Origin of the sequence: Pseudomonas sp. A-B-19 (assembly GCF_019947515.1) — a bacterium.
In the GTDB taxonomy this organism is placed as follows: Bacteria; Pseudomonadota; Gammaproteobacteria; order Pseudomonadales; family Pseudomonadaceae; genus Aquipseudomonas.
The window spans coordinates 208,277-235,272 of sequence record NZ_JAGYGN010000005.1 but is presented as its reverse complement, the minus strand read 5'-3'; the positions used below and the strand labels follow the sequence as shown (position 1 = coordinate 235,272).

Here is a 26,996-nt window from a genome sequence, read left to right as displayed (position 1 = left end):
ATCGACGCCAAATGGATGGAGAGTGTCGTATCTGCACTTACTACCGCTGATCTCGCCGTCGCTTTCATGTATGGCTCACTGAACAGGTTGAGTCATTGTTATTGATTTCACTATACCGTTCGCTTAGTGATGACGCTATATAAAAAGTATAGTTATGGCGAAAGCCTGTCCGTCATCGCGCAATGCACTGGACGACCCAGCGGGTCAGAGCCGCAGGCGCGAGACGTGTAGCGAACGACAGGAATCCGGCTTGCATGCCGACTGTCCAGTGGGTCTTGCGGATTCGTCGCTTCGACGTCGCGCAAGCCCACACGGTCGATGCGACGTCGTGCGAGGTGAGCCGGATACCCAGTGATCTGGCGCTGGGGATACGACCGTATTCATCAGCCATTGCGGTCTTTACGAAGCTCGGCCAGATATCGCTCACACGAATGCCGAACTTTCCCCATTCGAGTTCGAGTCCTTCGGTGAATCCGCGCACGGCGAACTTGCTCGCCGAGTAGGTTGCAAGTTCGGGCTGGCCGTAGATCGCAGTGGCAGAGGCCATATTGATGACATGAGAGCAGGGCGTGCCTCGCAGGTACCGGAAAGCGCTGTGACAGCCGGTGATCATTCCCTGAACGTTTACGTCAAGCACTGCCTGGTGCCTGGTCAAGGGTACGGCTTCAAATTGCCCGGCAGCGAGAATCCCGGCGTTATTGAGCAACACGTCAAGCCGCTGGCCGCTGTGTGCCCAGAAATCCTCAAGCGCTCGCCCCCAGGCTTCGGGATCGCTCACGTCGAGCGCTCCGCAGACGGCGTTGCCCTCTCCCAGGGTCGCGGCGACCGCAGCGACACCCTCTGAATCGATATCGTATAGCCCCACGAACCAACCGCGTCGCGCAAACAACTCAGCGCAGGCGCGACCGATTCCCGAAGCCGCGCCTGTGACGAAGATGGCGGGTCTCCATTCGGGAAGAAGGGATTGAGTCGGGTTTCTGACTGTTTGATTGCTCTGTACCACGGTGATATGCGGCTTCATTTCAGAGGTTCCCTTCAGGAGCTGAGCATTCAGGTTTTGTGTACGGCTCAGCACATATTGCGAGAGTAATATAACGGTGTTATGTTTTGCAATAACGGTGTTATTCATCTCTGCGACTGATCCGATGACTGGTCCGGAGGTGGAAATACTGATGGGAGCGCTTGCTCTCCACGTTTGTCACCGGAGGATCCAAGAGATGACGAAGATGCATACACCGCCCGAGTACCTTGATATGGAGTCCCGTGGCTCTGTGTTGATTGCGCGGCTGGATGGAGGTCCACACGGGCTGATGGGGTTGGACATGGCCAATGAGCTTGCGGTGTTATTGGACAGGCTGGAATCCGATACTGCGGTAAAAGCGGTGGTGCTCACCGGGACTCATCCTGAGCGTTTCATCGGGCATGCCGACGTTCGTTGGCTGCAGGAAGGCGGGAAGAGTATCCCTTCGGTCGGGCGCATGACGGCCTCGGCGATCGCTCGAACCGCCAGGACCGTTCGCGGTATTGCGCCATTGGCGGCAGCTGCGTCCCTGACACCGCTGGATGGCGGGATGCAACTCGACAAGCTGCACGACACTTTTTTACGGATGAACCGCAGTGGCGTCATTTTCGTCGCCGCGCTGAATGGATCTGCGCTGGGACTGGGCAGCGAGCTCGCGCTGGCGTGTGACGTCCGCCTGATGGCCGATGGCGATTTCTTCATCGGGCAGCCCGAGGTGCTTCTTGGAATCCTTCCTGGTGGCGGAGGCACTCAGCGATTGCCACGACTGGTCGGTGCCCATCGCGCGCTGATGCTGATGCTTGAAGGTCGGCCGGTGTCGCCACAGAAGGCGCTGGAAATAGGCTACATCGACGAAGTGATTGCTCCGGATGCGCTGCTTGATCGCGCCATCGAGCTGGCCGGGTATCTGGGTTCCCGACCCAAAGGGGCGATTGAGGCCATCAAGCGAGCCGTGTACTTCGGCGGGTCAGCCACCCTCGACGAGGGGCTGCATAGGGAGCGCACCGAATTCATCAGGATCTCGCCGACCGAGACGGCGCAATCGCTGATGGTTGAATACCTTGAGCGCACCGATCGGGACGGCAGCGTGCCGTTCTACAACCCGGCCATTTTCGAGCAAACCCTTGAGCAAGGCTCTTTGCCCCTGCAAAACGGGGGAGGTAGGAAATGAATCAAATGTCACCGCTTACCTATCAGTTCACTCGCCAGGACGTTCAATTTGACTCCGGCGAAACCTACTGTTCAGCCTGGCTCTACCTGCCGGTTGGGGTAGAGAAACCGCCGATCGTAGTGCTCGGTCACGGGCTGGGTGCGGTTCGCGAGATGCGCCTCGACGCCTTTTGCGAGCGATTCGCTGCTGCGGGAATCGCTACATTGGCCTTCACCTACCGTTATTTCGGAGACAGCGGTGGCCGGCCCAGACAGTTGATGTCTGTGAAGCGGCAACTGGCTGACTGGGATGCCGCGCTGGACTTCGTCAAAGGCTGCGCGGATGTCGATGGGCGCCGGGTTGCCGTATGGGGAAGCTCGTTTGGGGGAGGGCATGCGATTACCGTGGCCAGCCGGCATCCCGAGTTACTGGCCGCCATCAGTCAGTGCCCTTTTACCGATGGTCTGGCTTCAACTGCCGCACTGGGTGTGAAGGGGTCGCTGCAGGTAATGCCGGTGCTCCTGCGTGATTTTGCAGCCAGGCTACTGGGTCGCCCGCCCGTGATGGTGCCCATCGCTGCCGTTCCCGGTCAGCCAGCCTTGATGAATGCCCATGATGCCCTGCCGGGTTATCTGGCCCTGGTGCCGAAGGGGATGGTCTTCGTCAATCACGTCGCCGCACGGGTGCTCCCGGAAATCATGACTTATCGACCCGGACGCTCGGCCTCCAGGGTGAAACTCCCCATCCTGTTTTGCGTCAGCACCACTGACACCGTCACGCCACCGGAACAGACGATCGCCTTGGTGCGCAAGGCCCCGCATGGAGAAACCAGGCTCTACGCGGCGGGGCATTTCGAGTTCTACATGGGCGACGCGTTCGAAGAGCTGGTGAAGGATCAGACTCAATTTCTGACGAAACATCTACTCGGCTCTTCAGCCAATTGATTCAAGCGTTTACGTCACTTTTCAGAGAGAACAACAATAATGTGCTTTTCCAGACTTTCAGATGTGCGCGCGGCGACAGAGCCTGATGCTCTGTGCATCGCTGACGACAACAGCAACCTGACGAACCGGCAGTTCCATTCCAGAGTCCTCGCGGCAGCGGGAGTATTCGCTGACAGGGGAGTGGGCGTTGGAGACGTGGTTGCGATCATGTTGCCCAACCAGGTGGAGTTTGTGGTGGCAATGTTCGCCGCCTGGCGCTTGGGGGCGGCGGTCACGCCTATGAACCCGGGGCTCACCAATAAGGAAGCTGCTCATCAATTGGTTGATTCGAGGGCGAAGCTGCTCGTCAATATCAGTGGCGAAACTGTGATCCCAAGTGCGCAATCCCTGCCTGTGGCTGATCTGGAAGCAGGGGCACCCTACACCGGTATGCCGATTGCAGAGCTTGCTGCACTAGCTCTGCTGATCTACACCAGTGGCACTACCGGCCTGCCGAAGGGCGTGATGCTCGATCACGCCAATATCGAAGCCATGTCGCAAATGGGACGAAACTCACTCAAGGTCACGGCAGCAGACCACTGTTTATCGATACTTCCACTGTTTCACGTAAACGGCATTGTGGTGAGCACGCTCATCCCGCTATCAAGCGGTGGTCGGGTTTCGATTCGCAAGCGTTTCAATGTCGACACGTTTTTTGAGGATGTCGAGTGGCTTCGACCCACGTACTTCTCTGCGGTGCCAACCATCTACGCAATGCTTAACGCGTTACCTCGCGAGGTAAAACCTTATACCTCCAGTCTTCGGTATGGCATCTGCGGCGCGGCGCCTGCATCGGCGCAACTGCTGAAAAATTTTGAAGCTCGCTTCGGTTTTCCGCTGCTTGAGGGGTATGGCCTGTCCGAAGGCACGTGCGCTTCGACCATCAACCCCTTCGACGGCCTGCGCAAGGTCGGTACGGTCGGGCTGCCCTTCATCGGGCAACGCATTGCAATCGCCGACCCGAGCGGTGTGCATTTGCCGCAGGGCGCCATTGGTGAGGTGCTGGTTCAAGGTCCTAACGTCATGCGCGGTTACCTTGGCAAGCCCGAGGAAACGGCGAGGACCATCGTCGATGGCTGGCTGCACACCGGTGACATCGGCCGGATCGACGAAGACGGTTATCTGGCCATCGTCGGGCGCCTTAAAGAGATGATCATTCGCGGCGGCGAGAACATCTATCCGAAGGAGATCGAGGATGTGTTGTGCGAATTCCCGGGGGTTCTTGAAGCTGCAGTGATCGGTGTCCCTCACGAGACCTTCGGCGAAATTGTTGTGGCCTGCGTCGCGTTTCGTACGGGATTCGCCGGTACCCAGGAGGGCTTGAACGAGCACTGCACTGACCGGCTGACGCGTTATAAAAGACCTTCCACGATCAACATCATCGACAGCCTGCCAAAGAATGCCGTGGGCAAGGTCGACAAGCTGAGGTTGCGCAAGATGTGGACCGAATGTGTCGATTGACAGGTCGTTACCTGATGGACTTTAGGCGAAAAGCAACCGGCACGTGGAAGGGGATACATCATGAAGAACACAGACTTCGACTGGCTGGTGATCGGATCGGGATTTGGCGGCAGCGTCTCGGCGCTGCGCCTCGTGGAGAAAGGCTATCGCGTCGGGGTACTCGAGCGCGGCCGTCGCTATCGCGACGAAGACCTTCCCAAGTCGGCCTGGCAGTTCAACAAGTATCTGTGGGCACCCGCATTGGGTTTGAAGGGCATCATGCGCATGTCGCTGTTTCGTCATGTCTTTTTTCCCAGCCAGTCGGGTGTCGGTGGCGGTAGCACCGTGTATGGCGGTGTGTTGTACCGCGCCAAGCCAGCGTTCTTCGAAAACGTGCAGTGGCGCGCGCTCGGTCACTGGGACAGGCTATTGCAGCCTCACTACGATACGGCCGAGCGCATGCTTGGGGTAAAGACGGTGCCATTCGACTCGACGAACCAGCAACTGGCCCGGGAGATGGCGCAACACTTCGCGACCGAAGATACATTCACTCGAGCACCCACCGGAGTGTTCTTTGGCGAACCGGGCAAAACCGTCAAGGACCCCTATTTTGGTGGGGAAGGGCCTGACCGTACCGGGTGTATACGCTGCGGCGCCTGTATGGTGGGATGCCGCGTCGGTGCCGTGAACTCGCTGGTGAAAAACTACCTGTGGTTCGCAGAGAAACGCGGCGTGCAGATATTGGCAGAGCGCGAGGTCATTGATGTGAGCCCGCTCGGGGCCGCCGACGGCAGTGAAGGTTATCGTGTGACCACCCGGCGCCCCGGCGCCTGGTTCTTCCGTGATCGTCAGACGTATACCGCACGCGGAGTGATCTTCGCCGGCGGAGCTCTCGGTACCAACGAATTATTGGCCAACTGCAAACACGGCGGCTCGTTGCCCCGGGTCAGCGATCGCCTTGGTGAACTGGTGCGCACCAACAGCGAATCGGTCCTGAACGTGCGCCTGCCCGAGGACCGCAAGACCTGGAACGATGTCACCGCCAGCAGCAGTGTGCACGTCGATCAGGATACCCACATCGAGTTTCTCACCTATGGTCGCAACGCGGACTTCCTGAGCCTGCTTTGCACGTTGCTGGTCGGGAAGGGTAACCGCGTGACGCGGCCGTTGAAGTGGCTGGGGAATATCGTGTTGCACCCGCTGCGATGGTTCAAGTCGCTATGGCCATGGGGCTGGAGCCGACACATGGTGATGCTGCTGGTGATGCAGACATTGGACAATGCGATTGCACTGCGTCCCAGCAAGCGTTGGCTGGGCCGCGGCTATCGCCTCGTCACTGAGCAGAACCGCAAAAAGCCAAATCCGACGTACATCGAGATGGGTAATCAGGCCGCTCAGTGGCTGGCCAGGCACACCGGCGGCATTGCCCAGAGCAATGTACTGGAAGCGCTGGGCAACATTCCGACAACAGCCCATGTGCTGGGAGGCGCCGTGATCGGCGCCGATGCCCAAAGCGGCGTGATCGATCAGAACCTGCATGTTTTTGGTTACCAGAACATGTTGGTCTGTGACGGCGCTGCAATGCCTGCAAATCCCGGGGTTAATCCTGCGCTGACCATCACGGCACTCGCCGAGTACGCAATGGCGCAGATTCCACAGGCTCCTGCGTACTTGAACTGAAATATTGTTCGCGCCGCGTGACTGCATGGTTGCGCGGTTTTTTCATGGTTCCAGGGCAGTTGCCGACCCGGCAATCACGCCTGCAGTGGAAGATTCGACTTTTTCGCGCTTCGCTCCCAAGCCGACGACAATGTTGTTACACGTCGCTACCAGGATCTGCGCCGCTGGATTTTCCATGCCTGAGAAGTGGCCGGCGAGTTCGAGCATGATGAATCCATGCGCGGCACTCCATAGCTGTGGCGCGATGAGAGCAGGATCGATTTTGCGAACGCATTTGGCATCAACCAGGCGAGCGCAAGCGTCGATCAGAATCGCGTATGTCGCCTTGAAGGCTTCCGATTGCCCATTTGCAATCGATGTCATGGTCCCTCGTGAGGGGCTATATCTGCCGTCAATCGAAAGACCGAACATCAAGTCGTACAGATGGGGATTGCTTCGTGCAAGGTCGCGGCAAGCCAGGAGCATCGCACACAAGTCGGTTATCGGATCATCGGTGATTGGCACACGCGTGAAGACTGCAGCCAACCGCTTGAATCCCTCGTCAGCGACGGCTTGCAGAAGTTCCGGCACTCCGCCGAAGTGTGTGTAAACCCCCATGGTCGACAGGCCGGCTTCGCTCGCGACCGAACGGGCCTTGACTTCGGACGGGCCGCTGGTCGCAAGCACACGAATGGTTGCCTCGACGAGGCGGGTGGGGGCATTAGGGAGTGAGTTGTCAGTGGTCATGTTGCAATACTGCCATAACGGCGTTATGTTTATCAAATAACAGTGTTATAGAGCTGCAAGCGCTCAACCATGAGGATTCAGACAATGCGTACGCTCAAAACAGGTGTCTTGGGGCTCACCCTGGCAGCAGCAGTCATGTCATCGGCACTGTGGGCAGACGACAATTCGCCGGTTGGCCTGTGGCAAAACATCGACGATGTCAGTGGCCAGCCGAGGGTATTGATTCGAATCACCGAATCCGATGGCACGCTGAAGGGCATTATCGAAAAAGCGTTTCCCACTCCCAAGGAAGATCAGAATCCGAGGTGCGAGAAATGTGAAGGCGCGAACAAGAATGCGCCGATTGTAGGCCTGACCATTCTGAGCGGTTTGCGAAAGGATGGCGAAGAGTACACCGGTGGCCAAATCCTTGATCCGGATAACGGCAAGGTCTATAGCAGTAAAGTCTACCTGACCGACAACGGTAAAAAGCTCAGTGTGCGCGGCTACATTGGCGTGCCGGTATTAGGGCGCTCACAAACCTGGATACGCCAGGAATAAGGAAGCACGATGAAAGCATTCATTATCGATCGCTATGGGAAAAAGGCTGCGTTGCGGGCGACCGAAATACCAGAACCTGAATTGGGCAAGGATGATGTTTTAGTCCAGATCCATGCGGCGGGTGTAAACCCCCTGGATCTAAAAATCCGAGACGGTGAGTTCAAAATGATTTTGCCTTATCGCATGCCGCTTGTTCTGGGTAATGATTTGGCTGGGGTCGTCGTTCGGGTCGGTTCAGGCGTGCAGCAATTCAAGGTGGGTGATGAGGTCTATGCACGACCCGATGACAATCGAATCGGTGCATTCGCCGAATTCATTGCGATCGATCAACGCTCGCTGGCGATCAAGCCGAAAGATCTCACCATGGAAGAAGCGGCTTCGATCCCTCTGGTCGGCTTGACCGCGTGGCAGGCACTGGTCGAAAAAGCGAACCTGAAGAAAGGCCAAAAGGTGCTTATCCATGCAGGCTCCGGTGGCGTGGGAACACTGGCCATTCAACTGGCCAAACACCTGGGGGCGACCGTCGCGACGACCACCAGCACGGCGAATGTCGAGTGGGTGAAGCGTCTGGGTGCGGATATCGTGATCGATTATCGCAAAGACGATTTCGATAAGGTTCTGCACGACTACGATGTGGTCTTGAACAGCCTGGGTGCAGAGACTCTCGAGAAATCGCTACGCATCCTCAAGCCGGGTGGAAAGCTCATCTCGATCTCTGGACCGCCGGATGTGGACTTTGCGAAAAGCGCTGGATTGTCCGGGTTCCTGAAACTGGTCATGCGTCTGTTGAGTCATGGGATCAGGAAAAAAGCCAAGCGTCGTGGTGTCAGCTATTCATTTCTTTATATGACAGCCAGCGGTGAGCAATTGCGCAAGATTACCGCGCTCATCGATTCCCGGGTCATACGCCCGGTGGTGGACAGGGTTTTTCCATTCGAATCGACCCCGGAGGCCTTGGCTTATGTTGAAACCGGCCGGGCAAAAGGCAAGGTCATCGTCAAGGTAAAGTAACGAGATGACGTCCATGTTCGAAAACTTCGAAACGCACCGAATCACCGTAGGTGATGTAGAAATTGCCTGTGTTGCAGCGGGTACGGGCGAACCCATACTGATGCTCCATGGTTTTCCGCAGACCATGGCACTCTGGGCGCATATCGCACCGGGGCTGGTCGCGCGTGGCTATCGGGTTGTCTGTGCTGATTTGCGTGGGTATGGCGCATCGTCCAAGCCGCCGGCTCAAGCGGATCTGTCGAACTACGGATTTCGCGCCATGGCTGCCGATCAGGTCGAACTGATGCGTGTGCTCGGGCATGAACGGTTCCATCTTGTCGGACACGACCGTGGTGCGCGCACTGCATACCGGATGACGCTGGATTATCCAGACAAGGTGGCGAGCGTCACGCTGATGGACATCGTCCCTACGGCTGTGATGCTGACAGATCTGAGCAAGGACGTCGCCCGCAGTTACTGGCACTGGTTTTTCCTGTCTCAGCCCGCACCCTTCCCGGAGCGCATGATTGAGGCAGATCCCGATTTCTTTTTCGAGAGCTGCCTGTTCGGCTGGGGTGCCGCAGGGCTGAAAGATTTCGATGCTGACCAACTGGCGGCGTATCGGAAAGCCTGGCGCGATCCGGCGACGATCGCCGGGTTTTGCAACGATTATCGCGCCACGCTCACTGTGGATCTAAAGGACGATTTGTCAGATTCCGGACGACGTATCACCGCGCCGGCGCTGATTCTCTATGGCGCCTCGGGTGCGATGGCCAGGCATTATGATTTGCCCGCCACCTGGGTGAGTCGCTGCACAGTGATGGAGGCCTCTGCGATAGTGGGCGGGCATTTTTTTGCTGATGCCCGGCCAGACGAGGTCGTTGAGCGAGTCGCCGCATTTTTGGCAAGCCATCCCTTGCAGTCTTGCTGAAAACTTCCCTGCTCGGGATTGCCGCTGAGGCAACGACCTACGTGGCCTGCGGCGGTGACAGTGTCGCGAGAGTTTTTTCGCGGCAGACCTCCAGAATCTCATCCGCCAGTGGGGAATCATCCGGGCAAGCCCGCGACAACACGACTGCGCCGATCACATGGGCAAGCATGTCGATCATCTGTGCTCGTACTGTGTGCGGATCCACGTCGCCCAGCGAATCCCCTGGCTCAAGGGCTGCCAGCAAGCCTTCGACCCCGTCGGCAAACGTTGCCTTGATCTCCTCTGACTGACGCGCAGCGTCCCCGCAGAGAGCAGCCATCGTGCAGCCAGCGTTGCGGCCATCGCGGTGAGCCCGTGACAGGTAGATATTGACGAACTCGGTGACGTCGAGGCCTGTGCTACTGACCAGGCTTTGCGAAAGCCCGTTCGCCGCTGCTTCAGCCATCAAATCGGCCTTGGAGCGAAAGTGCTTGTAGAACCCGCCATGGGTGAACCCGGCAGCGGCCATCAGTTCCGCCACCCCCACACCGTCATAGCCGCGTTCACGAAACAGGGTGGAGGCCGTCTCGACGATGTGCGCCCGATTCGCCTGTGCCTGCGCTTTGGTGACTCTCATACCCACATGCCTCTTTGAATCTGCTGACTGTCAGGCGCTCAATATACATTGATGTCAATCATCATCAAAGTCATTGACGATTAAGATTATGATCATCATCATAACAGCTCGCCAACTTTGCAAGGGCCCAGGCCAAGGGCGACGCCCACCTGAAAGCGCCGATCGTATGGCGATGCACACTCGCAACAACGACCATCAGTCAACGTGGGAGAAACAAGGCATGACCGAACAAACTTTATTTGAGCCCTACACCCTCGGCTCCCTGACGCTTTCCAACCGGGTGGTCCTGGCGCCGCTGACGCGCAACCGCGCCGGTGCGGGCTTCGTTCCAAGCGAGTTCGCTGCAACCTATTACAGCCAGCGGGCGTCGGCCGGCCTGCAGATTTCCGAGGCCACACAGATTTCGCAGCAGGGGCAGGGCTACCAGGATACGCCCGGCATCTACTCGCAAGCGCAGATCGACGCTTGGCGTGAGGTCACCGATGCTGTCCATGGGAAGAACGGAAAAATTTTCCTGCAGTTGTGGCACGTCGGACGCGTTTCGCACGTTGATCTACAGGCGAACGGTGCCGCTCCGGTGGCGCCCTCGGCCATTCGGGCCGCAACCAAGACGTTCGTCAACAACAGCTTTGTCGACGTTTCCGAGCCTCGGGCGCTGGAGCTCGACGAACTGCCCGGGATCGTCAACGATTTTCGCCAGGCCGCGGCAAACGCTATGGCCGCGGGCTTCGATGGCGTAGAGATCCATGGCGCCAATGGCTATCTGCTGGACCAATTCGTCAAGGACGGTGCCAACGTACGCACCGATGCCTACGGCGGCTCGATCGAAAATCGCGCGCGGCTGCTGCTGGAGGTGACGGCAGCCGTGGTCGCTGAGATCGGCGCCGAGCGCACCGGCATTCGTATTTCGCCGGTTTCGCCCACCAATGGTGTCTCGAGCAGCGATCCACAGGGGCAGTTCGACTACATCGTCGATCAGCTCGACGCCTTGGGCATCGTCTACCTCCATGTCGTCGAGGGCGCGACCGGCGGGCCGCGCGAGGTTGCACCGTTCGACTTTGATTCCCTGCGCCGGCGATTCAGCAACACCTACATCGCCAACAACGGTTATGACCTGGATCTCGCTACCTCCCGGCTCACCGAAGGCAAGGCAGACCTCTTCGCGTTCGGGCGCCCGTTCATTGCCAACCCCGATCTGGTGGAACGTCTGAAAACCGCAGCGCCGTTGGCGTCGTTCGATCCGACCACGCTTTTCGGCGGTGGTGCTGCAGGGTACATCGACTATCCGGCCCTCGCCGACGCCAGCGCCCTGTAACGCTACGCCCACCACGGGCTCACCTGATCAAGAGAGCAAATACATGACTACCCATCCCGCAGTCCTGATTACCGGTGCTTCCTCCGGCATCGGCGCCACCTATGCCGAGCGCTTCGCCCGTCGCGGCCACGATCTGGTGCTGGTTGCCCGCGACAAAGTCAGGCTGGAGACACTCGCGGCTCGCCTGCGTGAGGAACACAGCGTCGCTGTCGATGTCCTCCAGGCTGATCTCACCCAGCCCGGTGACCTGGCCGTCGTCGAGACGCGCCTGCGTGATGATTCGCGCATCGGCATCCTCATTAACAACGCCGGGGCAGCCCAGTCTGGCAGCTTCATCGAGCAGACGACCGACGATGTCGCTCGACTCGTTGCGCTCAACACAACCTCGTTGGTGCGGCTCGCCAGCGCAATCGCCCCGCGGTTTGCGCAGGCCGGTGAAGGCGCGATCGTCAATATCGGCTCAGTGGTTGGCTTGGCGCCGGAATTCGGCATGTCGGTCTATGGCGCCACCAAGGCCTTTGTGTTGTTCCTCTCCCAGGGACTGAGTCTGGAACTCGCGCCCAAAGGCGTCTATGTCCAGGCCGTGCTGCCTGCCGGAACCCGCACGGAGATTTGGGGGCGGGCGGGCATCGACGTCAACGCGCTGCCGGAACTGATGGAGGTAGGTGAACTGGTGGACGCCGCGCTGGCGGGCTTCGATCGGCGTGAGCTCGTGACCATCCCGCCACTGCATGACGCCAGTCGCTGGACCGCCCTGGATGCGGCGCGACAAGCGCTCATTTCAGACATTAGACAAGCGCATGTAGCAGAGCGGTATCGCACGCCCTCGTAAGTACTCCGGCGACGCAGAGGCAGGGGCGTCATCACTTTCAATCGACATACAGCAGACCGGGACCTCCCCCTATCAGGACTCCCGGTCCACACCAGACGCAGGGAGTAAACAATGACCCATTCCGACAATGACCTTGGATCGGGTACGTCCTACGTAACTGCCGTGAACCGCTCGATCAATGTCGCGGGGACCGTGTATGCCTACCGTGATCTGGGGCCGCGCAGCGGGGTGCCGCTGATTCTTCTTAACCATTGGGGCGCGGTATTGGACAACTTCGATCCACGGATCATCGATGGTCTTGCCAGTAAGCATCGCGTCATCGCCACTGACTACCGAGGCATCGGCGCATCGGGAGGAACGGCACCCCTGACCATTGATGAAATGGCGCGGGATGCGATAGCCCTGATCCACGGGCTGGGCCTGGAGAAGGTTGATCTAGTCGGTTTTTCCCTTGGCGGATTCGTGGCACAGGACATCGTGCTCAAAGCCCCCGACCTGGTACGCACGCTCATTTTGGCCGGTACCGGGCCGGCGGGCGGCATAGACATTGACAAGGTAGGGGCGGCATCCTGGCCATTGATGATCAAGGGCTTACTGACGCTGCGGGATCCGAAGTTCTACCTGTTCTTCACAGCCACGGCCAATGGTCGGCAAGCCGCGAAGGCCTTCTTGAAGCGTCTGAAGGAGCGTAAAAAGGATCGGGACAAGGGACCCACGCCAAGTGCCTTCTCGCGACAGTTGAAGGCGATCAAGGCGTGGGGGCGGCAGGCACCCCAGGATCTCGGCAGTATCCAGATCCCGGTACTGATCGCCAATGGTGATAACGACATCATGGTGCCGACAGTGAACTCTACTGATATGGCCCGCCGCATCCCGAACTCGCAACTGATCATTTACGAAGATGCCGGACATGGTGCGATTTTCCAGAATCACGCCAATTTCGTGGCGAAGGCGCTGGCTTTTCTCGCTCCCGGACAGCCTGACAAAACGTTACCTGACCCGCACTAGTTTCTATTAAACGATTCAGGCCGAAGGTGGCAATTTGCAAGCCATCAGACAATATCGTCAATCACGATATGCCGTTGCCCAAGACTGCACTGCTCAATCCGAGCCTCAACCTTATAAACGCTGCGCAGCATCAATTCGGTAATCACCTCGTGACTCGGGCCGCTGCCTTGCGTGGTGCCGTCGGCAATCACCAGAACCTGATCGGCGAAACGCAGTGCCTGATTCAGGTCGTGGATGGCGATGAACACAATGACCTCGCGTTTTCGGGCGAGGCTGCGCATGAAGTTCAGCACCTGAACCTGCCGATGCATGTCGAGGGCGCTAGTCGGTTCGTCCATCAGCAGTATTTCCGGTTCGCGCACCAGGGTTTGCGCGATGGACACCAACTGTTGCTGACCACCGCTGAGTTCACCGAGGTTGCGAAAGGACAATCCGCTGATGTCCAGCGCCGCGAGAATCTCATCGACCAGTTTCAATTCATCATCGTGAACGGCCCAACCCGGCGTCAGTTGCTTGCGCGCCAACAGCACCGACTCGTACACCGTCAACCGGGCGCTGGCATTCAGACCCTGAGGCATGTAGCTGATGCCCGTCGGGCCTTTTTTCGACTCTTGCAAGATCACCTGTCCGGGGCCGTCGATCAGTCCGGCCATGCGCTTGAACAGAGTCGATTTGCCGGCAGCGTTGGGCCCGACTACGGCGACCACCTGACCGCCGAAAAACGTCGTCGTCGAGACATCACGAATGATCTCGCGCTGGCCGTAGCAGGCACCGAGATTCTCCAGCTGCAGCTTCACCATGAGTTTTTCTTCCCGCCGAGAATCAGAGATATGAAGAACGGTACGCCGATCAGCGACGTGACCACGCCGATAGGGAATATCGCGCCGGGGATCAGGGTTTTGCTGACCACGGAGCTGGCCGACAGAATCAACGAGCCGGTCAGCAAGGAGGCTGGCAGGAAAAACCGTTGGTCCTCGCCGATCAGCATACGGGCGATGTGCGGACCGACTAGCCCGATGAAACCGATTGTGCCGACAAATGCCACGGGAAACGAGGCGAGCAGGCTGACCATGATCAATGTCTGAAAGCGCAGGCTGCGTACGTTGATGCCGAAACTGGCGGCCTTGTCGTCGCCCAGGCGCAGGGCGGTCAGGGCCCAGGCGCGTTTGGCGAAGATCGGCAGGGTGACGAGGATCACCAGACAGATAATGCCGAGTTTCGGCCACGTCGCTTTGGTCAGGCTGCCCATTGTCCAGAACACCACGGCGGCCACGGCTTGTTCGGTGGCGAAGAACTGCACCAGCGCCAACAGCGCATTGAAGGTGAACACCAGCGCTATACCGAGCAGCACGATGGTTTCGGCGGTGACGCCGCGACGCATGCTCAGAAAGTGAATCAGCAGCGCCGACAGCATGGCCATGAGGAACGCGTTCAGCGGAACCATGAATTGCGCCGCCAGCGGGAACAGCGCGATGCCGAATGCCAAACCCAACGCCGCGCCGAAGCTGGCGGCGGCGGAAATACCCAGGGTGAACGGGCTGGCCAACGGGTTGTTGAGGATCGTCTGCATCTGCGCGCCGGCCAGCGACAACGCCGCGCCAACGGCAACCGCCATTAACGCCACCGGCAAGCGGATATCCCACATCACCACGCGCACCTGCGGTGAAGCGCTGTCCGGCGAAAACAGTGCGCCGAGCACTTCGCTGAGGCTGTAGCTCGCCGGACCCAGGGCCAGATCGAGCAGCACGCTGCACATCAACAGAATGACCAGCCCGGAAAGAATCAGGCGTTTACGCAGCACCAGACGACGGTAGGTTTCGCGCTGCACAACCACGGCGTCGGTCAATGAGCTCATGGCTTGACCTCGGGTTGGCGCAGGCTGACAAAGTAGCCTGACTCATACGGCACCGGCAGGAAGCGCTCATGCAGTTCGCGGAATGACGCGTCCGGATCAAGATCGGCAAACAGCTCCGGATGGAGCCATTTCGCCAATTGCGCAATGGCGACGAATTGGTAGGGACTGTTGTAGAACTGGTGCCAGATGGCATGAAAGGCTTGATTGTCCTGGGCCTTGATGCCGGCATAGGCCGGACGCCGGGTGTACCACGCGAGTTTTTTCCTGGCTTGTGTCATGTCCGCGCCCGGACCGACGCCGACCCAGTGGCCGCCGGGGGCAAAAGCTTCCCAGTTGGCGCTGGTGACCACTACGTGCTCAGGATTGGCAACGACGACTTGCTCGGGGTTCAACTGGCCGAACGTGGTCGGAATTATGCGGCGGGCAATGTTGTCGCCACCGGCCATATCGACGAACAGGCCAAAGTTCTCGTTGCCGAAACTCAGGCAGCAATCATCGGTGTAGCCGCCGATGCGCTCAATGAACACGCTGGGGCGGGGCGGGTGTTGTTTCTCGATGATGTCGGTGACGCGATGAATCTGCTGGTTGCGGAATTCGATGAAGGCTTCTGCGCGTTGTTCCTTGCCGAACAGTTGGCCGAACAGGCGCATGGTCGGTTCGGTGTTCTGGATCGGATTGTTGCGAAAGTCGACGTACACCACCGGGATGCCCAGGGCGTCGAGCTTTTCGATGTAGCGCGCATCTTCGGTGGCGTGCTGCGCCTCGATGTTGAGGATGATCACGTCCGGGCGCTGGGAGATGGCCTGCTCGATGTCGAATGTGCCGTCCTCAAACCCGCCGAAGGTGGGGATTTTGGCGATGGCGGGGAATTTGCGCAGGTAGGCGTTGTAGGTGTCCGGGTCCGACTGGATCAGATCCTTGCGCCAGCCGACGATGCGCTCGATCGGGTTTTGTGTGTCGAGGGCGGCGACCAGATACAACTGCCGGCCTTCACCGAGGATGACCCGTCTGACCGGCAAATGAACCTTGACCTTGCGCCCCAGTAAATCGGTCACTTCGGTGCGCGCCGCATCCGCTTCGGTGGCGTTGGCACTGCGTGACGCCAGGGAAAACAGGCTCAGCAGTCCTGCCAGTAATAGCGCAGCAAAAGCGTAGCTGCGTCGATCAAAAGTCACCATGGTCAAAGCCTTTGCAAAAGTCAGGTCGGCCAACGGTTCTCACCGCCGCCGGGCTGAACGTTTCAGAAATCGACAGTCGCCGACAGTAATAAGGTGCGCGGTGAACCTTGGGAGAACGCGCCATAAGAGGCGACGCCCGACCAGTATTCGTGGTCGAACACGTTCTGCACGGTGGCGCGGAACGTGGTCGGTCGTTCATCGATGCGGGTGGTGTAACGTGCACCGACATCGAAGCGGGTCCAGTCATCCAGTTTTTGCGTGTTGGCCTGATTCACGTACTGGCTGCCGGTGTGGATAGCGCCACCGGTCAGCGTCAGGCCTTCGACCCACGAGGTGTCCCATTCGGCCCAGAGGTTGGCCTGAACGTCGGGTACGCCGACCGGTTTATTGCCACGGTTGGCGGCCACGCCGGTTTTGGTCAGTTCGGCATTGAGCAGGGTCGCACCACCGAGCACACGAGTGCCCGGAGTGACTTCGCCGAATACATTGAACTCCAGCCCGCGATTGCGTTGTTCGCCCTGGACCGAAAACACCCCTGAGGTCAGTTCGCCGCTGGGTTTGGTGATCTGAAACAGGCTGAGGGTGGAGGTGAAGGTACCGTAGTCGGCCTTGACCCCGAGTTCATGCTGGCGGGAAACGTAAGGGGCGAACATTTCGCCGGCATTGGAAGCGGTGGAGGGCGCGATGTCGCCTTTGCTCAGGCCTTCAATGTAGTTGTAGTAGAACGAAACGTGATCCCGGGGCTTGAGCACTACGCCGAACAACGGTGTGGTTCGGCCGTCATCGTAGGACGTGGTGACGACGCCGGACGCATTGTAGTTGTCGGATTTGATGTTCTGTTTGCGCAGGCCGAGGGTCATCTGTGCACGGTCATCCAGAATCGACAGCGTGTCGGCCAGCGCCACGCCGGTCAGTTCGCTCTCGGACACTTTTGGCGTGTCCGGCTTGGGGATGTAAGGCTTCGGGCGATCCACCGGATGGTAAATATTGGAGAGGATCTGCGCGCCGGAAATGATCCCGCGAGACAACACGTCGCGGTAACGACTGACCTGTAAAGCCGTGCGATGACTGATCGGCCCGGTGTCGAAACGCAGGCGCGCACCGGCGTCGACGGTGTAACGCTCGACTTCGAACTTGTAGTAGCCGGGGATCGACGAAGTGTCGCCAGCGGCGTTGATAATGGTCGGGGTCTGGTCGGACATCCGCGCAACATCTGATTTGCCGCCGCCCGCGTGGGCGAACACGGTCAGTGTGTCGCTGAGGTCGTATTCGCCGCTGAGCAACGCCGATTTGTCACGGGTTGTCGACCAACCCCAAGCCTGACTGACATTGGTTCGGCCGTTGGCGGCCGAGGGAATGTCCACGCCCGAAGCGATCAGAAACGGTCGTGAGGCAGCGTCGAAGCTTTCTTTCTGGTTGAGCCAATCAACGGTGGTGCGCAGGCGTTCGCCTTGATAATCGAGGGAAATGGCGCCGATATCGACATGGCGCGATTGATCATCGATCACCGTATCTCCCCGTTGTGTGCTGCCGTTGATGCGCACGCCGAAGCGGCGTTCTTCACCGAAACGCCGACTGACATCCAGGTGTCCACCGAGCTGCGAGTCCATGGCGTAACTGGCGGTGAAACGGGTCAGGTCTTCATCAAGGGAGCGCTTGGGCACCACGTTGATGACGCCGCCGACCGCGCTGTTCGGTGACATGCCATAGAGCAGGGCACCGGGGCCTTTGACCAACTCGATGCGTTCGGCGTAATCGGTAAACACCCGGTAATTGGGCGCCACGCCGTACACGCCGTCGAAGGCCAGTTCACCGAGGTTGCCTTCACCAACGGGAAAGCCACGGATGAAGAACGAGTCGACAATCCCCCCGGTCTGGCCGGTGGAGCGCACCGATGAGTCGCGCTCCAGCACATCGCCGACGGTGACCGCCTGTTGATCCTTGATCAGCGCCGAAGTGTAGGTGCTGACGCTGAAAGGCGCGTCCATCACGTCGGTATTGCCCAGAATGCCCAATCGTCCGCCGTTGGCCACCTGGCCGCCGGCATACACCTGCGGCAAAGAATCGGCGCGCTTTTCAGTGCCGATGACGGCCGTTTCATCCAGTGTCATCCAGCGCGGGACCAGTGTGTAGCTGCCGTCGCTGCGTAAAACCATGTCCAGGCCACTGCCTTCCAGCAAACGATTGGCCGCCTCCCGGGCAGAGAAATTGCCGATCAGCGCAGGACTGGTCAGGCCTTCGGCCAACGATGGCTGGAACGACAGGGCAATACCGGCGTCCACCGCGAAGCTCGACAGAGTGGCACCCAGTGGCCCGGCGGGGATGTTGTAGGCGCGAACCGCGACAGAGTCCAGTTGCACCGGCACGATGGCCAAGGCAAACGGGCAAACGGCACCGGTCAGGACAAGGCTTAGCAACGCACTGCGAACAACTGGTTTGAACTGACGATCCGGGCGCAGGAGGCGTGCAGCAAGCATGGATGAATGAGCCTATGAACAGGACGGAAAAGTGTTTCTCCCCTGTAGCCAGTCGAGATCAAAAAAAGTATCACCGGTTCGGCAAATATTTTTTGACTCAGACCGGGGAGAGCATGACCCAGTAGCCATTCAAATGGCCGCTGACGAGAATCGGGTAGGTTTGCGCCAGCATGTTCAACGTGCGCTGGCTGTCGCTGATGGGGTAGGCGCCGGAAATGCGCAGATCGGCAAGCGCCGGATCGAGACGCACGAAGCCGCGGCGATAGCGCGCCAGTTCGGCGACGAAATCGGCCAGGCGCATTTTGTCCGCCATCAGCATGCCTTGGGTCCAGGCGCCGACGTAGCGGTCGGCGACGCTGAGCTGGCCAAACATGTGGGAAGAAAAGTCGGTGCGTTGACCGGCATTGACGATCAGCGGTGTGCTTTGGCCATTTTGCGCGAGTTCGACTTTCACCGCGCCTTCCAGCACGGCAAGGTGAGTGCGAGGTTGCTGTTCTCGAACGGTAAACCGCGTCCCTGATGCCTGCATGCGGCCCTGACGGGTGCTGACCAGAAAGGGGCGGGCCATCGGGGAAATATCCGGTGCGGTTTTCACCAGTATTTCGCCTTCGCGCAGGTGGATGAGGCGTTGATTGGCGTCAAACAGCACGTCAACGGCGGTGTCGGTGTTCAAGGTGATTTTCGAGCCATCGGCCAGAGTCAGTTCGCGCTGCTGACCGACGGTCGTGTGATAGTCGGCGGACCACTGCTGCGATTCGGCCAGTTTCCAGCTACCCCAACCGGCCGGCAGGATCGCCAGAATCATTGCCAGTTTGCCCAGGGCCGCGCGCCGTTCCGGACTGCTTGGGCGATCGAGTGCCGACATGGCCAGCGCCGGTGGCAAGCCGCCGAGTTTGGTTTGCAACAACTGCGCACGCGACCAGGCTCTGCTGCGTTCGGGCGTGCTGACTTTCCAGCACTCCCATTCGGCATGTTCGGTGTCGCTGAGTTCGCTTTCACTCATGCGGATCAACCAGTCGGCTGCTTCTTCAAGGACCTGGTGATCGGGGGGCGTTTCATTGCGCCGTGCGAGCATTCACTCCACCAGCAACAGGCACTGCACGAAGGCTTGCTTCATGTAGCGTTTGACGGTGATCAGCGAAACGCCCAATTGCTCTGCGATGTCGTCGTATTTCAGGCCGCTGATCTGTGACAGCAGGAATGCGCGTTTGACCAGCGGTGGCAGGGCGTCGAGCATCGCGTCGATTTCGTGCAGGGTCTCCAGCACCATCAAACGCAGTTCCGGCGAAGGCACTTGCGGCGCGGGCATGTGAGCGAGGGCATCGAGGTAGGCGCGTTCCAGTGCCTTGCGCTGATACCAGTTGACCAGAATGCCTTTGGCCACGCAGCTCAGGTACGCGCGAGGTTGCTCGATGACGGTGACCCGGGACGCGAGGATGCGGGTGAAAGTGTCCTGCGCCAGATCCGCCGCATCCATGGCGTTACCCAGTTTTTTTCTCAGCGTCGCGTACAGCCAACCGTGATGGCCGCTGTACAGGGCTTCGATCGCGCGCAGGTGATTGTCGTTATTCGCGGAAAGGGTTTGGCTCATGGCTGCAGATTTTTATGCAATTGAGAAGTATTCACAATGCTAGTTTACAAACCGGCTGCGACGCAAGCGCCGATTGGAATCCCGTTCAGACTCTTGGCAGACGGCTCAGCGCGGCAACCATTGTGTCGATTTCTGCTTCAGTGTTGTACGCGGGAGCGAGGCGCGGCTGACCTCCAGCAAGTCCCGGTGCTGCATGTCGAGCAGCGTCGAACGGAATGTCGAGGTGGAGACGTTGATGCGTTTTTCCTGTCCCGCCAACCACTGCTGGAGCTGTGCAGCGCTGCTGTCCCGGTGGGTGAATGTCACGATGCCTGACTTCTGAATGCCCAGGTCACGCGGCGTGAAGCCGGGAATGCCCGTCAGTCGTTGACGCAAATAACCAGCCAGTTGTTGAATCCGCTGCCACATCGGTTCGACGCCTTGCGCCAGCGCATACTCCACCGCCGCACCGAGGCCCAGCTTGGCCGCAACGTTGCACTCCCAGTTCTCGAAACGCCGGGCGTCGGCGCGGATTTTGAACCTGTGTGCTGTCTGCAAAGACGCGGCATGCAGGTCAAGAAAGACCGGCTCCAGGTTCTGGCACAGAGACCTTTCAACATACAAAAATCCCATCCCGCGAGGCCCGCGCAGGTATTTTCGGCTGGTGGCGGCGAGCATGTGGCAACCGATCTTCTGCACGTCGATCGGCATCTGCCCGACACCCTGGCAGGCATCCAGCAGAAACAGCACGCCAGCAGCGCGGGCCAGGGCACCGATCTGCTCGATGGGCTGCACCGGTCCGCCATTGGTGGCGATCACCGGCAGGGAGATCAGCGCAACCCGATCGTCGTCGAGCATATCCTTGAGCGCCGATAACGAGACCTGGCCGTGCTCATCGTTGGGAATGACGCGAATTTCGATGCCGCGCTGCTGCTTCAGTTGCAGATAGGGAATGTAGTTGCCGGCGTACTCGGTGGGCGAAGTCAGCACCACATCTCCGGGTTGCAGCGGTAATGAATAGAACGCCATGTCCCAGGCGCGGGTCGCGTTCTCGATCACCGCGATTTCGTCAGGCTGGGCGTTGATCAGTTGGCCAATGGCGCAATAGACATTTTCCAGCTCGGCCGACTGTTTCCCGGCCGCCTCATAACCGCCAAGACTCGCTTCGAGCTGAATGTGGCGGGTCATGACTTCGATCACCGGCGCAGGCATCAGCGCCGCACCGGCATTGTTGAAGTGGATCAGTTGCGCGACAGCGGGGGTATCGATACGCAGTTGTTCAATGTTCAAAGCAAGGCTCCTTGATCAATCTCCGGGCGGGGCATGACCCGGTTGCATCACCACAGGCAAGTAACGCAACGCGACAAGCGGGATCAGCGCCACGACGTAGGCCAGGCAAACGAACAGATAGGTGTACTGCAAACCGTAGACCTGACTGAGCAGACCGCCGGCCGAGATCCCTGCAATCGAGGCAAATTGCGCGGTGCCCTGAGCGATTCCCAGCACATGGCCCTGCTGCGAGCTGTCGGCGGTTTTCGATATCAGCGCCATCAACACCGGGGTGGTCGCCCCCAGCAATACGCCCCAGATAAAGTAGGCGATGACGAACACCACCGGATTACGGGTGACGCCCGCCACGGCGGTGAGGACGATGCAGCCGATGACGACGCAGGTCATGCGTTGCAAAGTGTCTTGCTGGCCACGGTGTTCGAAATAGCGCGACCACGCAGTGGCCGACAGAATGAAACCCAGCGCCAGCAAGCCGTAGCACAGGCCGACCACAGAATTGCTGACATCGAACACCGAGCTGACATACAGCGAGAACGACGTCTGCGGCAGCATCCGCGCCAGCAACAGAATGCCCATCACGCCGAGCAGCGACAGCAACGGCGAACCCTGCCAGAGGCTGCCGGAGCGGCTGACCGGCGCGGTCTTGTCCGCGACCACTGCTTTTTTCACCGGCGGTACATCCGGCAAGGTCATGGCGGCGATCACGGTGCACACCGCACACAACGCCGAGGCGATGATGTTGATCCAGAAGAACGTCGCGTAATCGAGGATCAAGCCACCGACTACCGCACCCAGCAGTGAGCCGACGTTGGTCGAGATTTGCAGAATGGCGAACAGCCGCGCCCGTCGCGAAGGCGCTTCAATGCTGACGCCATACGCCTGCGCCGGAGCGATGTATCCGGCGAACGCGCCTTGCAGCAAACGCAGGGTCAGAATGACCCAGATGTCAGTGAAGAGGGCCAGCCCAAGCTGGGTCAAAGACAAACCGGCGAGGGCGCGGATCATCATCAACTTGTGGCCGTAGCGATCACCGATACGGCCCCAGAATGCACTGGTCAGAATAATGCCCAGCATCGGCCCGACGTACACGGCGATGCTGGCGAAGCTGAAAACCGACTCCGAAGTCGTCAGCCCACGCAGGTGGACAGGCCAGAACGGCCCGCTCATTTCCATCGCCCCCATCGACACCAACTGGATCGCAAATAGAAGATAAATCAGGATTTGTACTCTTGAACCCTGGATGACACCTGCATGGGACATGAGTCTGCCTCGGTTAAGCGCTAGCGAGCGGGTTGGTCAGGGTGTGTTGCAAACGATAGTCGCTGTACTGCATCAAGTGCATGCGCAACAACGACCGGGTCGGCCATGGATCTTCGACGAACGCCTTGTGCTCGGTTTCCCACACTGCAGGCGAGACACGATCGCGCACGGCTTCGAAGGCAAGGTCGGTTTCCTCGCGCAAGACTTGCCACAGCCGCGTGTTGTTCAAGCTGTACTCCTTGGTCAGCCACAGGGCGATCTCGTGCAGATGCGTGAGGAACGCCGCATCCAGCACAAACATGCGCACTGGCTCGATATCACCGCAGAACACCGTCGGCAGAATACCCGGCTGAACATGCGGTTGCAGGCTGTAGCCACGTTCTTCCAGCCATGGCGCGTAGGTGCGGCCATCGCCGAAATCGCGGATCAGCAGACTACGTGCTTTGCCGTCGGGGGAGAACAGCACCATGGTGTTTTGCTGGTGGGCTTCGAGGCCGATGCCGTACATCAAATAGATCGCCACCACCGGGTGGGTGACCACTTTGGCGTACTCGCGGAACCAGCTCTCGACCTGTGCTGCATTGGCCCGCACGCCATCACGCTCGATCAGATCAGTGAACAACGGCCGACCACTGCCGGGCAAACGAGTGAACAGCGAGGCCACGGTAATCGGCAGGCAATCGTCATCGCGTTCGAACGCTGGCGCACTGGCGCGATAGACCACGGACAAATGACGGCCCGGATGATCGTCCTGGGTGACCGCGTTTTTGTAACGCACACCGATTTCTTCCGGGAAGATTTCCAGGCGTTGATCGAAGCCGTTTTCGGCCTCCAGAATCCTGGTGATCACCGTGCTGATGCGCGGCCCCATGTGAATCGATTTGGCTTGCAGGCTGCGCAGCTCGCTGGTCATCCATACGGCGATTGGCAATTTGATCAGCGGCGCACATTCGTCCAGCACCGGCATCATCGTGCGGTAGGACATGGTCGGCAGGGTCGGGATGTCCGGGCCGTCGGTGATCAGGATGCCTTCTTCGATTTGCGCCGCGAAGGTCTTCAGCACATAAGCCTGCAGGTGCCAGGCGTGAATCGGCAGCGGCAGCCACTCGGTTTCGTCCAGGCCCTTGTTGTTGAGCGAGGCTTTCCATTGTTCCCATTGCGCAGCAAAGTTGCCAGCGAACCAGTCGTGGTAACTGGTCACGTGAGGCATGCTTTCACTTTTTGCGTTGTCGGCGCGCAACGCGGCGATGCGCAGCGGCACCTGCGCGTTGAACTCGGGCGACAGTTGCTCGACTTCCTCATCGGTCAGGCCCGGCCGGGCTTTCCACGTCGGGTAGTACGGATGGCCTTCCAGTGAACCCCACTGGTCGAGCAGGATCGCGGCGTCCTTGGTCTTGGCGTGTTGGCGCAGGTAGTCAGTGAAGCTGTCGAGCCCTTTATCCCTGGCGGCCTGTTGCAGTCGGGCGTTCCATTGCTGGCGATGCTGACGGGCGTGAGCATCGTTGGTCAGGCTGTTTTCCATGTCGGATTTGAGCCCGGCCACGCCTTCGTCGGTCGGTTGGAAGTCGAAGCTGTCGCGCAGCACATCCAGCATGTCCTGATGGCTGGTGATGACCTGGCGCACACCTTCGTCGGTCACCAGCACCACGTCACCGTCATTGACCACCGTGTCGGCCGGGCCTTTGGCGATGTCGGAAAAAGCCAGGTGGGCGCGGCCGCCCTTGAGCGGGTAAGTGGCCTGGTTGCCCTCGACGGAAAAGCTCAGGGCCGAACGGTCGAGGATGTTTTCCGCAAAAAGGCAGCGAACCAGGCGGCGCATGGCGTTCTTGCGGGAGTAGGCGATCAGTGTCTTGAAGTCATCCATATCAGCGGTCTGCTCGTCGAAAATTGAATAAAGAGATCAAGCGGCGGCGCTTGTCGTGTGCGGCCAATGGCTCGGGAAGTAATCGAGCGCCGAGTCGCGCAGGCCTTGCATGTAGGCCACGCTCCACTGAAGGACTTCCTCGATATACGGCACCTTGAGGTCGAAACGTCTGGCCATTTCCACCAGCAGCACCAGGCCGTAGGCGACGTCTTCGTTGAAGGCCCGGCTCTCGCGCTCGATCACGTAACCGGCGCGGTTGCCGGCGGCTGGCACCATCGGCGCGAGGATGTCGTTGTAGGCCTGATTGGTGCGCAGGATCGACAGCATGCTGCTCTGGTCGCGGATCTGCTCGCCGTAGGCCTCGACGATTTCCTGTTTCAGGGATTTCACCGAGGACAGGTCGATGCCCAGTCGCTGGCTGATCACTGCGCACAAATCCTGGCTTTCCTGATCCATGCGTTCGAGGAAGTAAGCGCCCAGTTCCGGGCACTCGGTCCACCAGCACATGCGTTGCGGGAAGATCTTGCGATGCCACTGGCCGAACGGGCCGATGAGGCCGTAGATCACCGAGCTGTGCATGATCGGGTTACCCGGCGTCAGGGTGATCTCCAGATAGTGGTCGAGCATCGTCACGCACGGGCCGTACAACCGCGTCAGGATTTCCTCCAGTTGCTGACTGGACGCCTGCGACTCGCGGGCATGGGTTGCCACATACAACCGGCTTTTGCCGCCGCCCATTTTGATCGAGCGCCCCGGTGTCAGCTCGAACGCAGTATGCGGAACATCCTTCATGCCCCAGATCACTGCATTCGGTCGATCGGGCAGAGTGGCTTCAGCCAGCCAGTCGAAACCACAAAATCCCGGAATCGCGCCGACGTAAACCGGTTTGCTCGCGCTCAGATGCGGCGCAACGGCCTTCAGCGTTTGCGGTCGGGCATGGGCGGGCACGGTGATGATGACGATGTCGGCATCTTCCACCGCCGCTTTTGCATCGCTGGTTACCCGGTCCAGCCGGGCACTCAGGGTCGAGCCATCGGGCAGCAAGGCCTGCATCGGCGTGTGACGGGCGTGCTGTTCGATGACCTGCGGATTATGGGTGTGCATCGAAACCTGAACGTTGGGCAGCTGCTTGAACAGGATGGCGTTGAGGTGGCCGGTCCTGCCGCCACCACAGATAGCGACTTTCAACAGATTCATCGAGAAGCGTTCCTGTGTGATGGATGAGTCATGCGACGCTCAGTTGCAGCGACGCGGAAACGGATTCCAGCCATTGGGTCTTGCCCAGCCAGGCATCCAGTTGCGGGGCGATGCCCGGGTCGATCAGGTCGCGCTCTTGCAGCCATTTATCGTCGAACACGGTGTGCAGGTATTTCTCGCCGCCGTCGGCAATCGGCACGACTACGCTGCCGGTCAGTACGCCTTTGTGGATCAGCTCCAGCGCCTTGAAAATCGCACCACCGGTCGAGCCGCCGACCAGCAGGGCGAAGTTGCGCGCGATGTAGCGGGCCGTTTCGAATGCCTGAGAGTCGGTGACCTGCACACCCAGATCGATGCAGCTGTAGTCGAGCACCAGGCCGACAGTGTCACCGGCCGGCGTGCCGGTGCCAGATTGGTAGTAGGGGTAGCCGGGGTGGCCGAAGACGATCGAACCGGCGGGTTCCACCGCGACGGTCACGGTGTTCGGATTGTGCACTTTCAAGCCACGAGCGATGCCGGTCATCGAACCACCGGTGCCGACACAACCAACGTAAGCGCCGATAACGCCTTCAGCCTGAGCGATGGTTTCGCGGACGAAATCACTGTAGCCGCCGGCATTGGCTGCGTTGTCGGACTGGTTCATGAACACAGCCCCGGGAATCTCGGCCGCCAGTTCGGCTGCCATCCGCTGGCGCTCGACCACTGCGACTTCGTCTTCGCGATACGTACCTTTGACGAAACGAATGTCGGCACCCAGAGCCTTCATCACCGCGATCTTGTCTTGCGCTGCGTGATGGTCGACCACAGCGATAAAATGCAGGCCGAACTCGACCGCTGCCATGGCCAAGCCAATCCCGGTGTTGCCGGAGGACGACTCGACGACCACGCCGCCGGGTTTCAACCGACCGGACTTGAGCGCAGCCAATACCATGTTGCGCGCCATGCGGTCTTTGATACTGCCACCGGGATTGTTTTTCTCGATCTTCAACAACAAACGGGCGTTGGTGTCCGGAACATCAATGCTCAACATCGGTGTATTACCAATAAGGTCAGATACTTTATTCAAGATCATT

Annotated in this window: 24 protein-coding genes; 10 read left to right on the top strand and 14 right to left on the bottom strand. The window is 59.4% G+C overall.

Translation table 11 applies throughout. The features are described from left to right. Positions 1-172: 172 nt before the first annotated feature. Positions 173-1,129, bottom strand: a complete 957-nt coding sequence (locus tag KGA81_RS08195; protein ID WP_223545391.1) for an SDR family oxidoreductase — start codon at positions 1,127-1,129, stop codon at positions 173-175. Positions 1,130-1,217: 88 nt separating this feature from the next. Between KGA81_RS08195 and KGA81_RS08190 the strand changes: the two genes are divergently transcribed. The 4 genes from KGA81_RS08190 to KGA81_RS08175 are packed head-to-tail and all read left to right on the top strand — an operon-like array spanning position 1,218 to position 6,274. After that, positions 1,218-2,192, top strand: a complete 975-nt coding sequence (locus KGA81_RS08190) for an enoyl-CoA hydratase/isomerase family protein (RefSeq protein ID WP_223545390.1) — start codon at positions 1,218-1,220, stop codon at positions 2,190-2,192. Beyond that, complete coding sequence (locus tag KGA81_RS08185) at positions 2,189-3,115, top strand: alpha/beta hydrolase (RefSeq protein WP_223545389.1); 927 nt, start codon at positions 2,189-2,191, stop codon at positions 3,113-3,115. Before KGA81_RS08190 ends, KGA81_RS08185 begins: the two co-directional genes overlap by 4 nt. A 39-nt stretch (positions 3,116-3,154) precedes the next feature. Further along, entirely contained in the window at positions 3,155-4,615 is a 1,461-nt protein-coding gene (locus KGA81_RS08180) for a class I adenylate-forming enzyme family protein (protein ID WP_223545388.1), read from the top strand. A 60-nt stretch (positions 4,616-4,675) separates the two neighbouring features. Beyond that, on the top strand, positions 4,676-6,274 hold the full coding sequence (locus tag KGA81_RS08175) for a GMC oxidoreductase (RefSeq protein ID WP_223545387.1): 1,599 nt from the start codon (positions 4,676-4,678) through the stop codon (positions 6,272-6,274). Between the two features lie 42 nt (positions 6,275-6,316). Here KGA81_RS08175 and KGA81_RS08170 read toward each other — a convergent pair whose 3' ends face one another. After that, on the bottom strand, positions 6,317-7,000 hold the full coding sequence (locus KGA81_RS08170; protein ID WP_223545386.1) for a TetR/AcrR family transcriptional regulator: 684 nt from the start codon (positions 6,998-7,000) through the stop codon (positions 6,317-6,319). An 84-nt stretch (positions 7,001-7,084) separates the two neighbouring features. Here KGA81_RS08170 and KGA81_RS08165 point away from each other — a divergent pair, with 84 nt between their 5' ends. From KGA81_RS08165 to KGA81_RS08155, 3 genes are read left to right on the top strand one after another with little or no spacing between them, the layout of a single operon-like run. Beyond that, a complete protein-coding gene (locus tag KGA81_RS08165; protein ID WP_223545385.1) occupies positions 7,085-7,540 on the top strand; it encodes a DUF2147 domain-containing protein in 456 nt (151 codons plus the stop codon). A 9-nt stretch (positions 7,541-7,549) separates the two neighbouring features. After that, a complete protein-coding gene (locus tag KGA81_RS08160) occupies positions 7,550-8,551 on the top strand; it encodes an NADP-dependent oxidoreductase (protein ID WP_223545384.1) in 1,002 nt (333 codons plus the stop codon). Positions 8,552-8,564: 13 nt separating this feature from the next. Next, positions 8,565-9,461 (top strand): alpha/beta fold hydrolase, encoded by an 897-nt coding sequence (locus KGA81_RS08155; protein WP_223545383.1) that lies wholly within the window; start codon positions 8,565-8,567, stop codon positions 9,459-9,461. A gap of 37 nt (positions 9,462-9,498) precedes the next feature. Here the strand turns inward: KGA81_RS08155 and KGA81_RS08150 are convergent, their stop codons facing one another. Continuing rightward, complete coding sequence (locus KGA81_RS08150; RefSeq protein WP_223545382.1) at positions 9,499-10,077, bottom strand: TetR/AcrR family transcriptional regulator; 579 nt, start codon at positions 10,075-10,077, stop codon at positions 9,499-9,501. Positions 10,078-10,297: 220 nt separating this feature from the next. Between KGA81_RS08150 and KGA81_RS08145 the strand changes: the two genes are divergently transcribed. From KGA81_RS08145 to KGA81_RS08135, 3 genes are all read left to right on the top strand, one after another. Beyond that, positions 10,298-11,392: an alkene reductase gene (locus KGA81_RS08145; protein ID WP_223545381.1), complete on the top strand. Its 1,095-nt coding sequence runs from the start codon at positions 10,298-10,300 to the stop codon at positions 11,390-11,392. Between the two features lie 43 nt (positions 11,393-11,435). Beyond that, positions 11,436-12,224, top strand: coding sequence for an SDR family NAD(P)-dependent oxidoreductase (locus KGA81_RS08140; RefSeq protein ID WP_223545380.1), 789 nt, complete (start codon positions 11,436-11,438; stop codon positions 12,222-12,224). A 111-nt stretch (positions 12,225-12,335) separates the two neighbouring features. Beyond that, on the top strand, positions 12,336-13,232 hold the full coding sequence (locus KGA81_RS08135; protein ID WP_223545379.1) for an alpha/beta fold hydrolase: 897 nt from the start codon (positions 12,336-12,338) through the stop codon (positions 13,230-13,232). Between the two features lie 44 nt (positions 13,233-13,276). On the opposite strand, the gene KGA81_RS08130 is transcribed toward KGA81_RS08135, so the two are convergent. The 11 genes from KGA81_RS08130 to KGA81_RS08080 all read right to left on the bottom strand — a co-directional run bounded on the left by KGA81_RS08130 (position 13,277) and on the right by KGA81_RS08080 (position 26,995). Next, a complete protein-coding gene (locus tag KGA81_RS08130; protein WP_223545377.1) occupies positions 13,277-14,032 on the bottom strand; it encodes an ABC transporter ATP-binding protein in 756 nt (251 codons plus the stop codon). Next, positions 14,026-15,087: a FecCD family ABC transporter permease gene (locus KGA81_RS08125; protein WP_223545375.1), complete on the bottom strand. Its 1,062-nt coding sequence runs from the start codon at positions 15,085-15,087 to the stop codon at positions 14,026-14,028. Before KGA81_RS08125 ends, KGA81_RS08130 begins: the two co-directional genes overlap by 7 nt. After that, complete coding sequence (locus KGA81_RS08120; RefSeq protein ID WP_223545372.1) at positions 15,084-16,265, bottom strand: ABC transporter substrate-binding protein; 1,182 nt, start codon at positions 16,263-16,265, stop codon at positions 15,084-15,086. The genes KGA81_RS08125 and KGA81_RS08120 overlap by 4 nt, the downstream gene beginning before the upstream one ends. 62 nt (positions 16,266-16,327) lie before the next feature. Then, entirely contained in the window at positions 16,328-18,742 is a 2,415-nt protein-coding gene (locus KGA81_RS08115; protein WP_223545369.1) for a TonB-dependent receptor, read from the bottom strand. A 97-nt stretch (positions 18,743-18,839) separates the two neighbouring features. After that, entirely contained in the window at positions 18,840-19,817 is a 978-nt protein-coding gene (locus tag KGA81_RS08110; RefSeq protein ID WP_223545367.1) for a FecR domain-containing protein, read from the bottom strand. Then, positions 19,818-20,333: a sigma-70 family RNA polymerase sigma factor gene (locus tag KGA81_RS08105; protein ID WP_223545366.1), complete on the bottom strand. Its 516-nt coding sequence runs from the start codon at positions 20,331-20,333 to the stop codon at positions 19,818-19,820. Between the two features lie 105 nt (positions 20,334-20,438). After that, complete coding sequence (locus tag KGA81_RS08100) at positions 20,439-21,602, bottom strand: aminotransferase class V-fold PLP-dependent enzyme (protein WP_223545365.1); 1,164 nt, start codon at positions 21,600-21,602, stop codon at positions 20,439-20,441. Between the two features lie 15 nt (positions 21,603-21,617). Then, positions 21,618-22,862 (bottom strand): MFS transporter, encoded by a 1,245-nt coding sequence (locus KGA81_RS08095; protein ID WP_223545364.1) that lies wholly within the window; start codon positions 22,860-22,862, stop codon positions 21,618-21,620. A gap of 13 nt (positions 22,863-22,875) precedes the next feature. After that, entirely contained in the window at positions 22,876-24,726 is a 1,851-nt protein-coding gene (locus tag KGA81_RS08090) for an IucA/IucC family protein (RefSeq protein WP_223545363.1), read from the bottom strand. A gap of 36 nt (positions 24,727-24,762) precedes the next feature. Then, positions 24,763-25,923 carry an NAD/NADP-dependent octopine/nopaline dehydrogenase family protein gene (locus KGA81_RS08085; RefSeq protein ID WP_223545362.1) on the bottom strand — a complete coding sequence of 387 codons (1,161 nt, stop codon included), beginning with the start codon at positions 25,921-25,923 and terminating at the stop codon, positions 24,763-24,765. A 28-nt stretch (positions 25,924-25,951) separates the two neighbouring features. Then, a complete protein-coding gene (locus KGA81_RS08080) occupies positions 25,952-26,995 on the bottom strand; it encodes a PLP-dependent cysteine synthase family protein (RefSeq protein ID WP_223545360.1) in 1,044 nt (347 codons plus the stop codon). Position 26,996 lies beyond the last annotated feature (1 nt).

Excerpts from the sequence above, each read along its gene's own strand:
- KGA81_RS08165 (WP_223545385.1), top strand. The coding sequence starts at position 7,085 with ATGCGTACGCTCAAAACAGGTGTCTTGGGGCTCACCCTGGCAGCAGCA.
- KGA81_RS08145 (WP_223545381.1), top strand. The coding sequence starts at position 10,298 with ATGACCGAACAAACTTTATTTGAGCCCTACACCCTCGGCTCCCTGACG.
- KGA81_RS08120 (WP_223545372.1), bottom strand. The coding sequence starts at position 16,265 with ATGGTGACTTTTGATCGACGCAGCTACGCTTTTGCTGCGCTATTACTG.
- KGA81_RS08150 (WP_223545382.1), bottom strand. The coding sequence starts at position 10,077 with ATGAGAGTCACCAAAGCGCAGGCACAGGCGAATCGGGCGCACATCGTC.
- KGA81_RS08095 (WP_223545364.1), bottom strand. The coding sequence starts at position 22,862 with ATGTCCCATGCAGGTGTCATCCAGGGTTCAAGAGTACAAATCCTGATT.
- KGA81_RS08115 (WP_223545369.1), bottom strand. The coding sequence starts at position 18,742 with ATGCTTGCTGCACGCCTCCTGCGCCCGGATCGTCAGTTCAAACCAGTT.
- KGA81_RS08080 (WP_223545360.1), bottom strand. The coding sequence starts at position 26,995 with ATGATCTTGAATAAAGTATCTGACCTTATTGGTAATACACCGATGTTG.
- KGA81_RS08155 (WP_223545383.1), top strand. The coding sequence starts at position 8,565 with ATGTTCGAAAACTTCGAAACGCACCGAATCACCGTAGGTGATGTAGAA.
- KGA81_RS08160 (WP_223545384.1), top strand. The coding sequence starts at position 7,550 with ATGAAAGCATTCATTATCGATCGCTATGGGAAAAAGGCTGCGTTGCGG.
- KGA81_RS08140 (WP_223545380.1), top strand. The coding sequence starts at position 11,436 with ATGACTACCCATCCCGCAGTCCTGATTACCGGTGCTTCCTCCGGCATC.
- KGA81_RS08125 (WP_223545375.1), bottom strand. The coding sequence starts at position 15,087 with ATGAGCTCATTGACCGACGCCGTGGTTGTGCAGCGCGAAACCTACCGT.
- KGA81_RS08195 (WP_223545391.1), bottom strand. The coding sequence starts at position 1,129 with ATGAATAACACCGTTATTGCAAAACATAACACCGTTATATTACTCTCG.
- KGA81_RS08185 (WP_223545389.1), top strand. The coding sequence starts at position 2,189 with ATGAATCAAATGTCACCGCTTACCTATCAGTTCACTCGCCAGGACGTT.
- KGA81_RS08130 (WP_223545377.1), bottom strand. The coding sequence starts at position 14,032 with ATGGTGAAGCTGCAGCTGGAGAATCTCGGTGCCTGCTACGGCCAGCGC.
- KGA81_RS08085 (WP_223545362.1), bottom strand. The coding sequence starts at position 25,923 with ATGAATCTGTTGAAAGTCGCTATCTGTGGTGGCGGCAGGACCGGCCAC.
- KGA81_RS08175 (WP_223545387.1), top strand. The coding sequence starts at position 4,676 with ATGAAGAACACAGACTTCGACTGGCTGGTGATCGGATCGGGATTTGGC.
- KGA81_RS08180 (WP_223545388.1), top strand. The coding sequence starts at position 3,155 with ATGTGCTTTTCCAGACTTTCAGATGTGCGCGCGGCGACAGAGCCTGAT.
- KGA81_RS08170 (WP_223545386.1), bottom strand. The coding sequence starts at position 7,000 with ATGACCACTGACAACTCACTCCCTAATGCCCCCACCCGCCTCGTCGAG.
- KGA81_RS08110 (WP_223545367.1), bottom strand. The coding sequence starts at position 19,817 with ATGCTCGCACGGCGCAATGAAACGCCCCCCGATCACCAGGTCCTTGAA.
- KGA81_RS08105 (WP_223545366.1), bottom strand. The coding sequence starts at position 20,333 with ATGAGCCAAACCCTTTCCGCGAATAACGACAATCACCTGCGCGCGATC.
- KGA81_RS08135 (WP_223545379.1), top strand. The coding sequence starts at position 12,336 with ATGACCCATTCCGACAATGACCTTGGATCGGGTACGTCCTACGTAACT.
- KGA81_RS08090 (WP_223545363.1), bottom strand. The coding sequence starts at position 24,726 with ATGGATGACTTCAAGACACTGATCGCCTACTCCCGCAAGAACGCCATG.
- KGA81_RS08190 (WP_223545390.1), top strand. The coding sequence starts at position 1,218 with ATGACGAAGATGCATACACCGCCCGAGTACCTTGATATGGAGTCCCGT.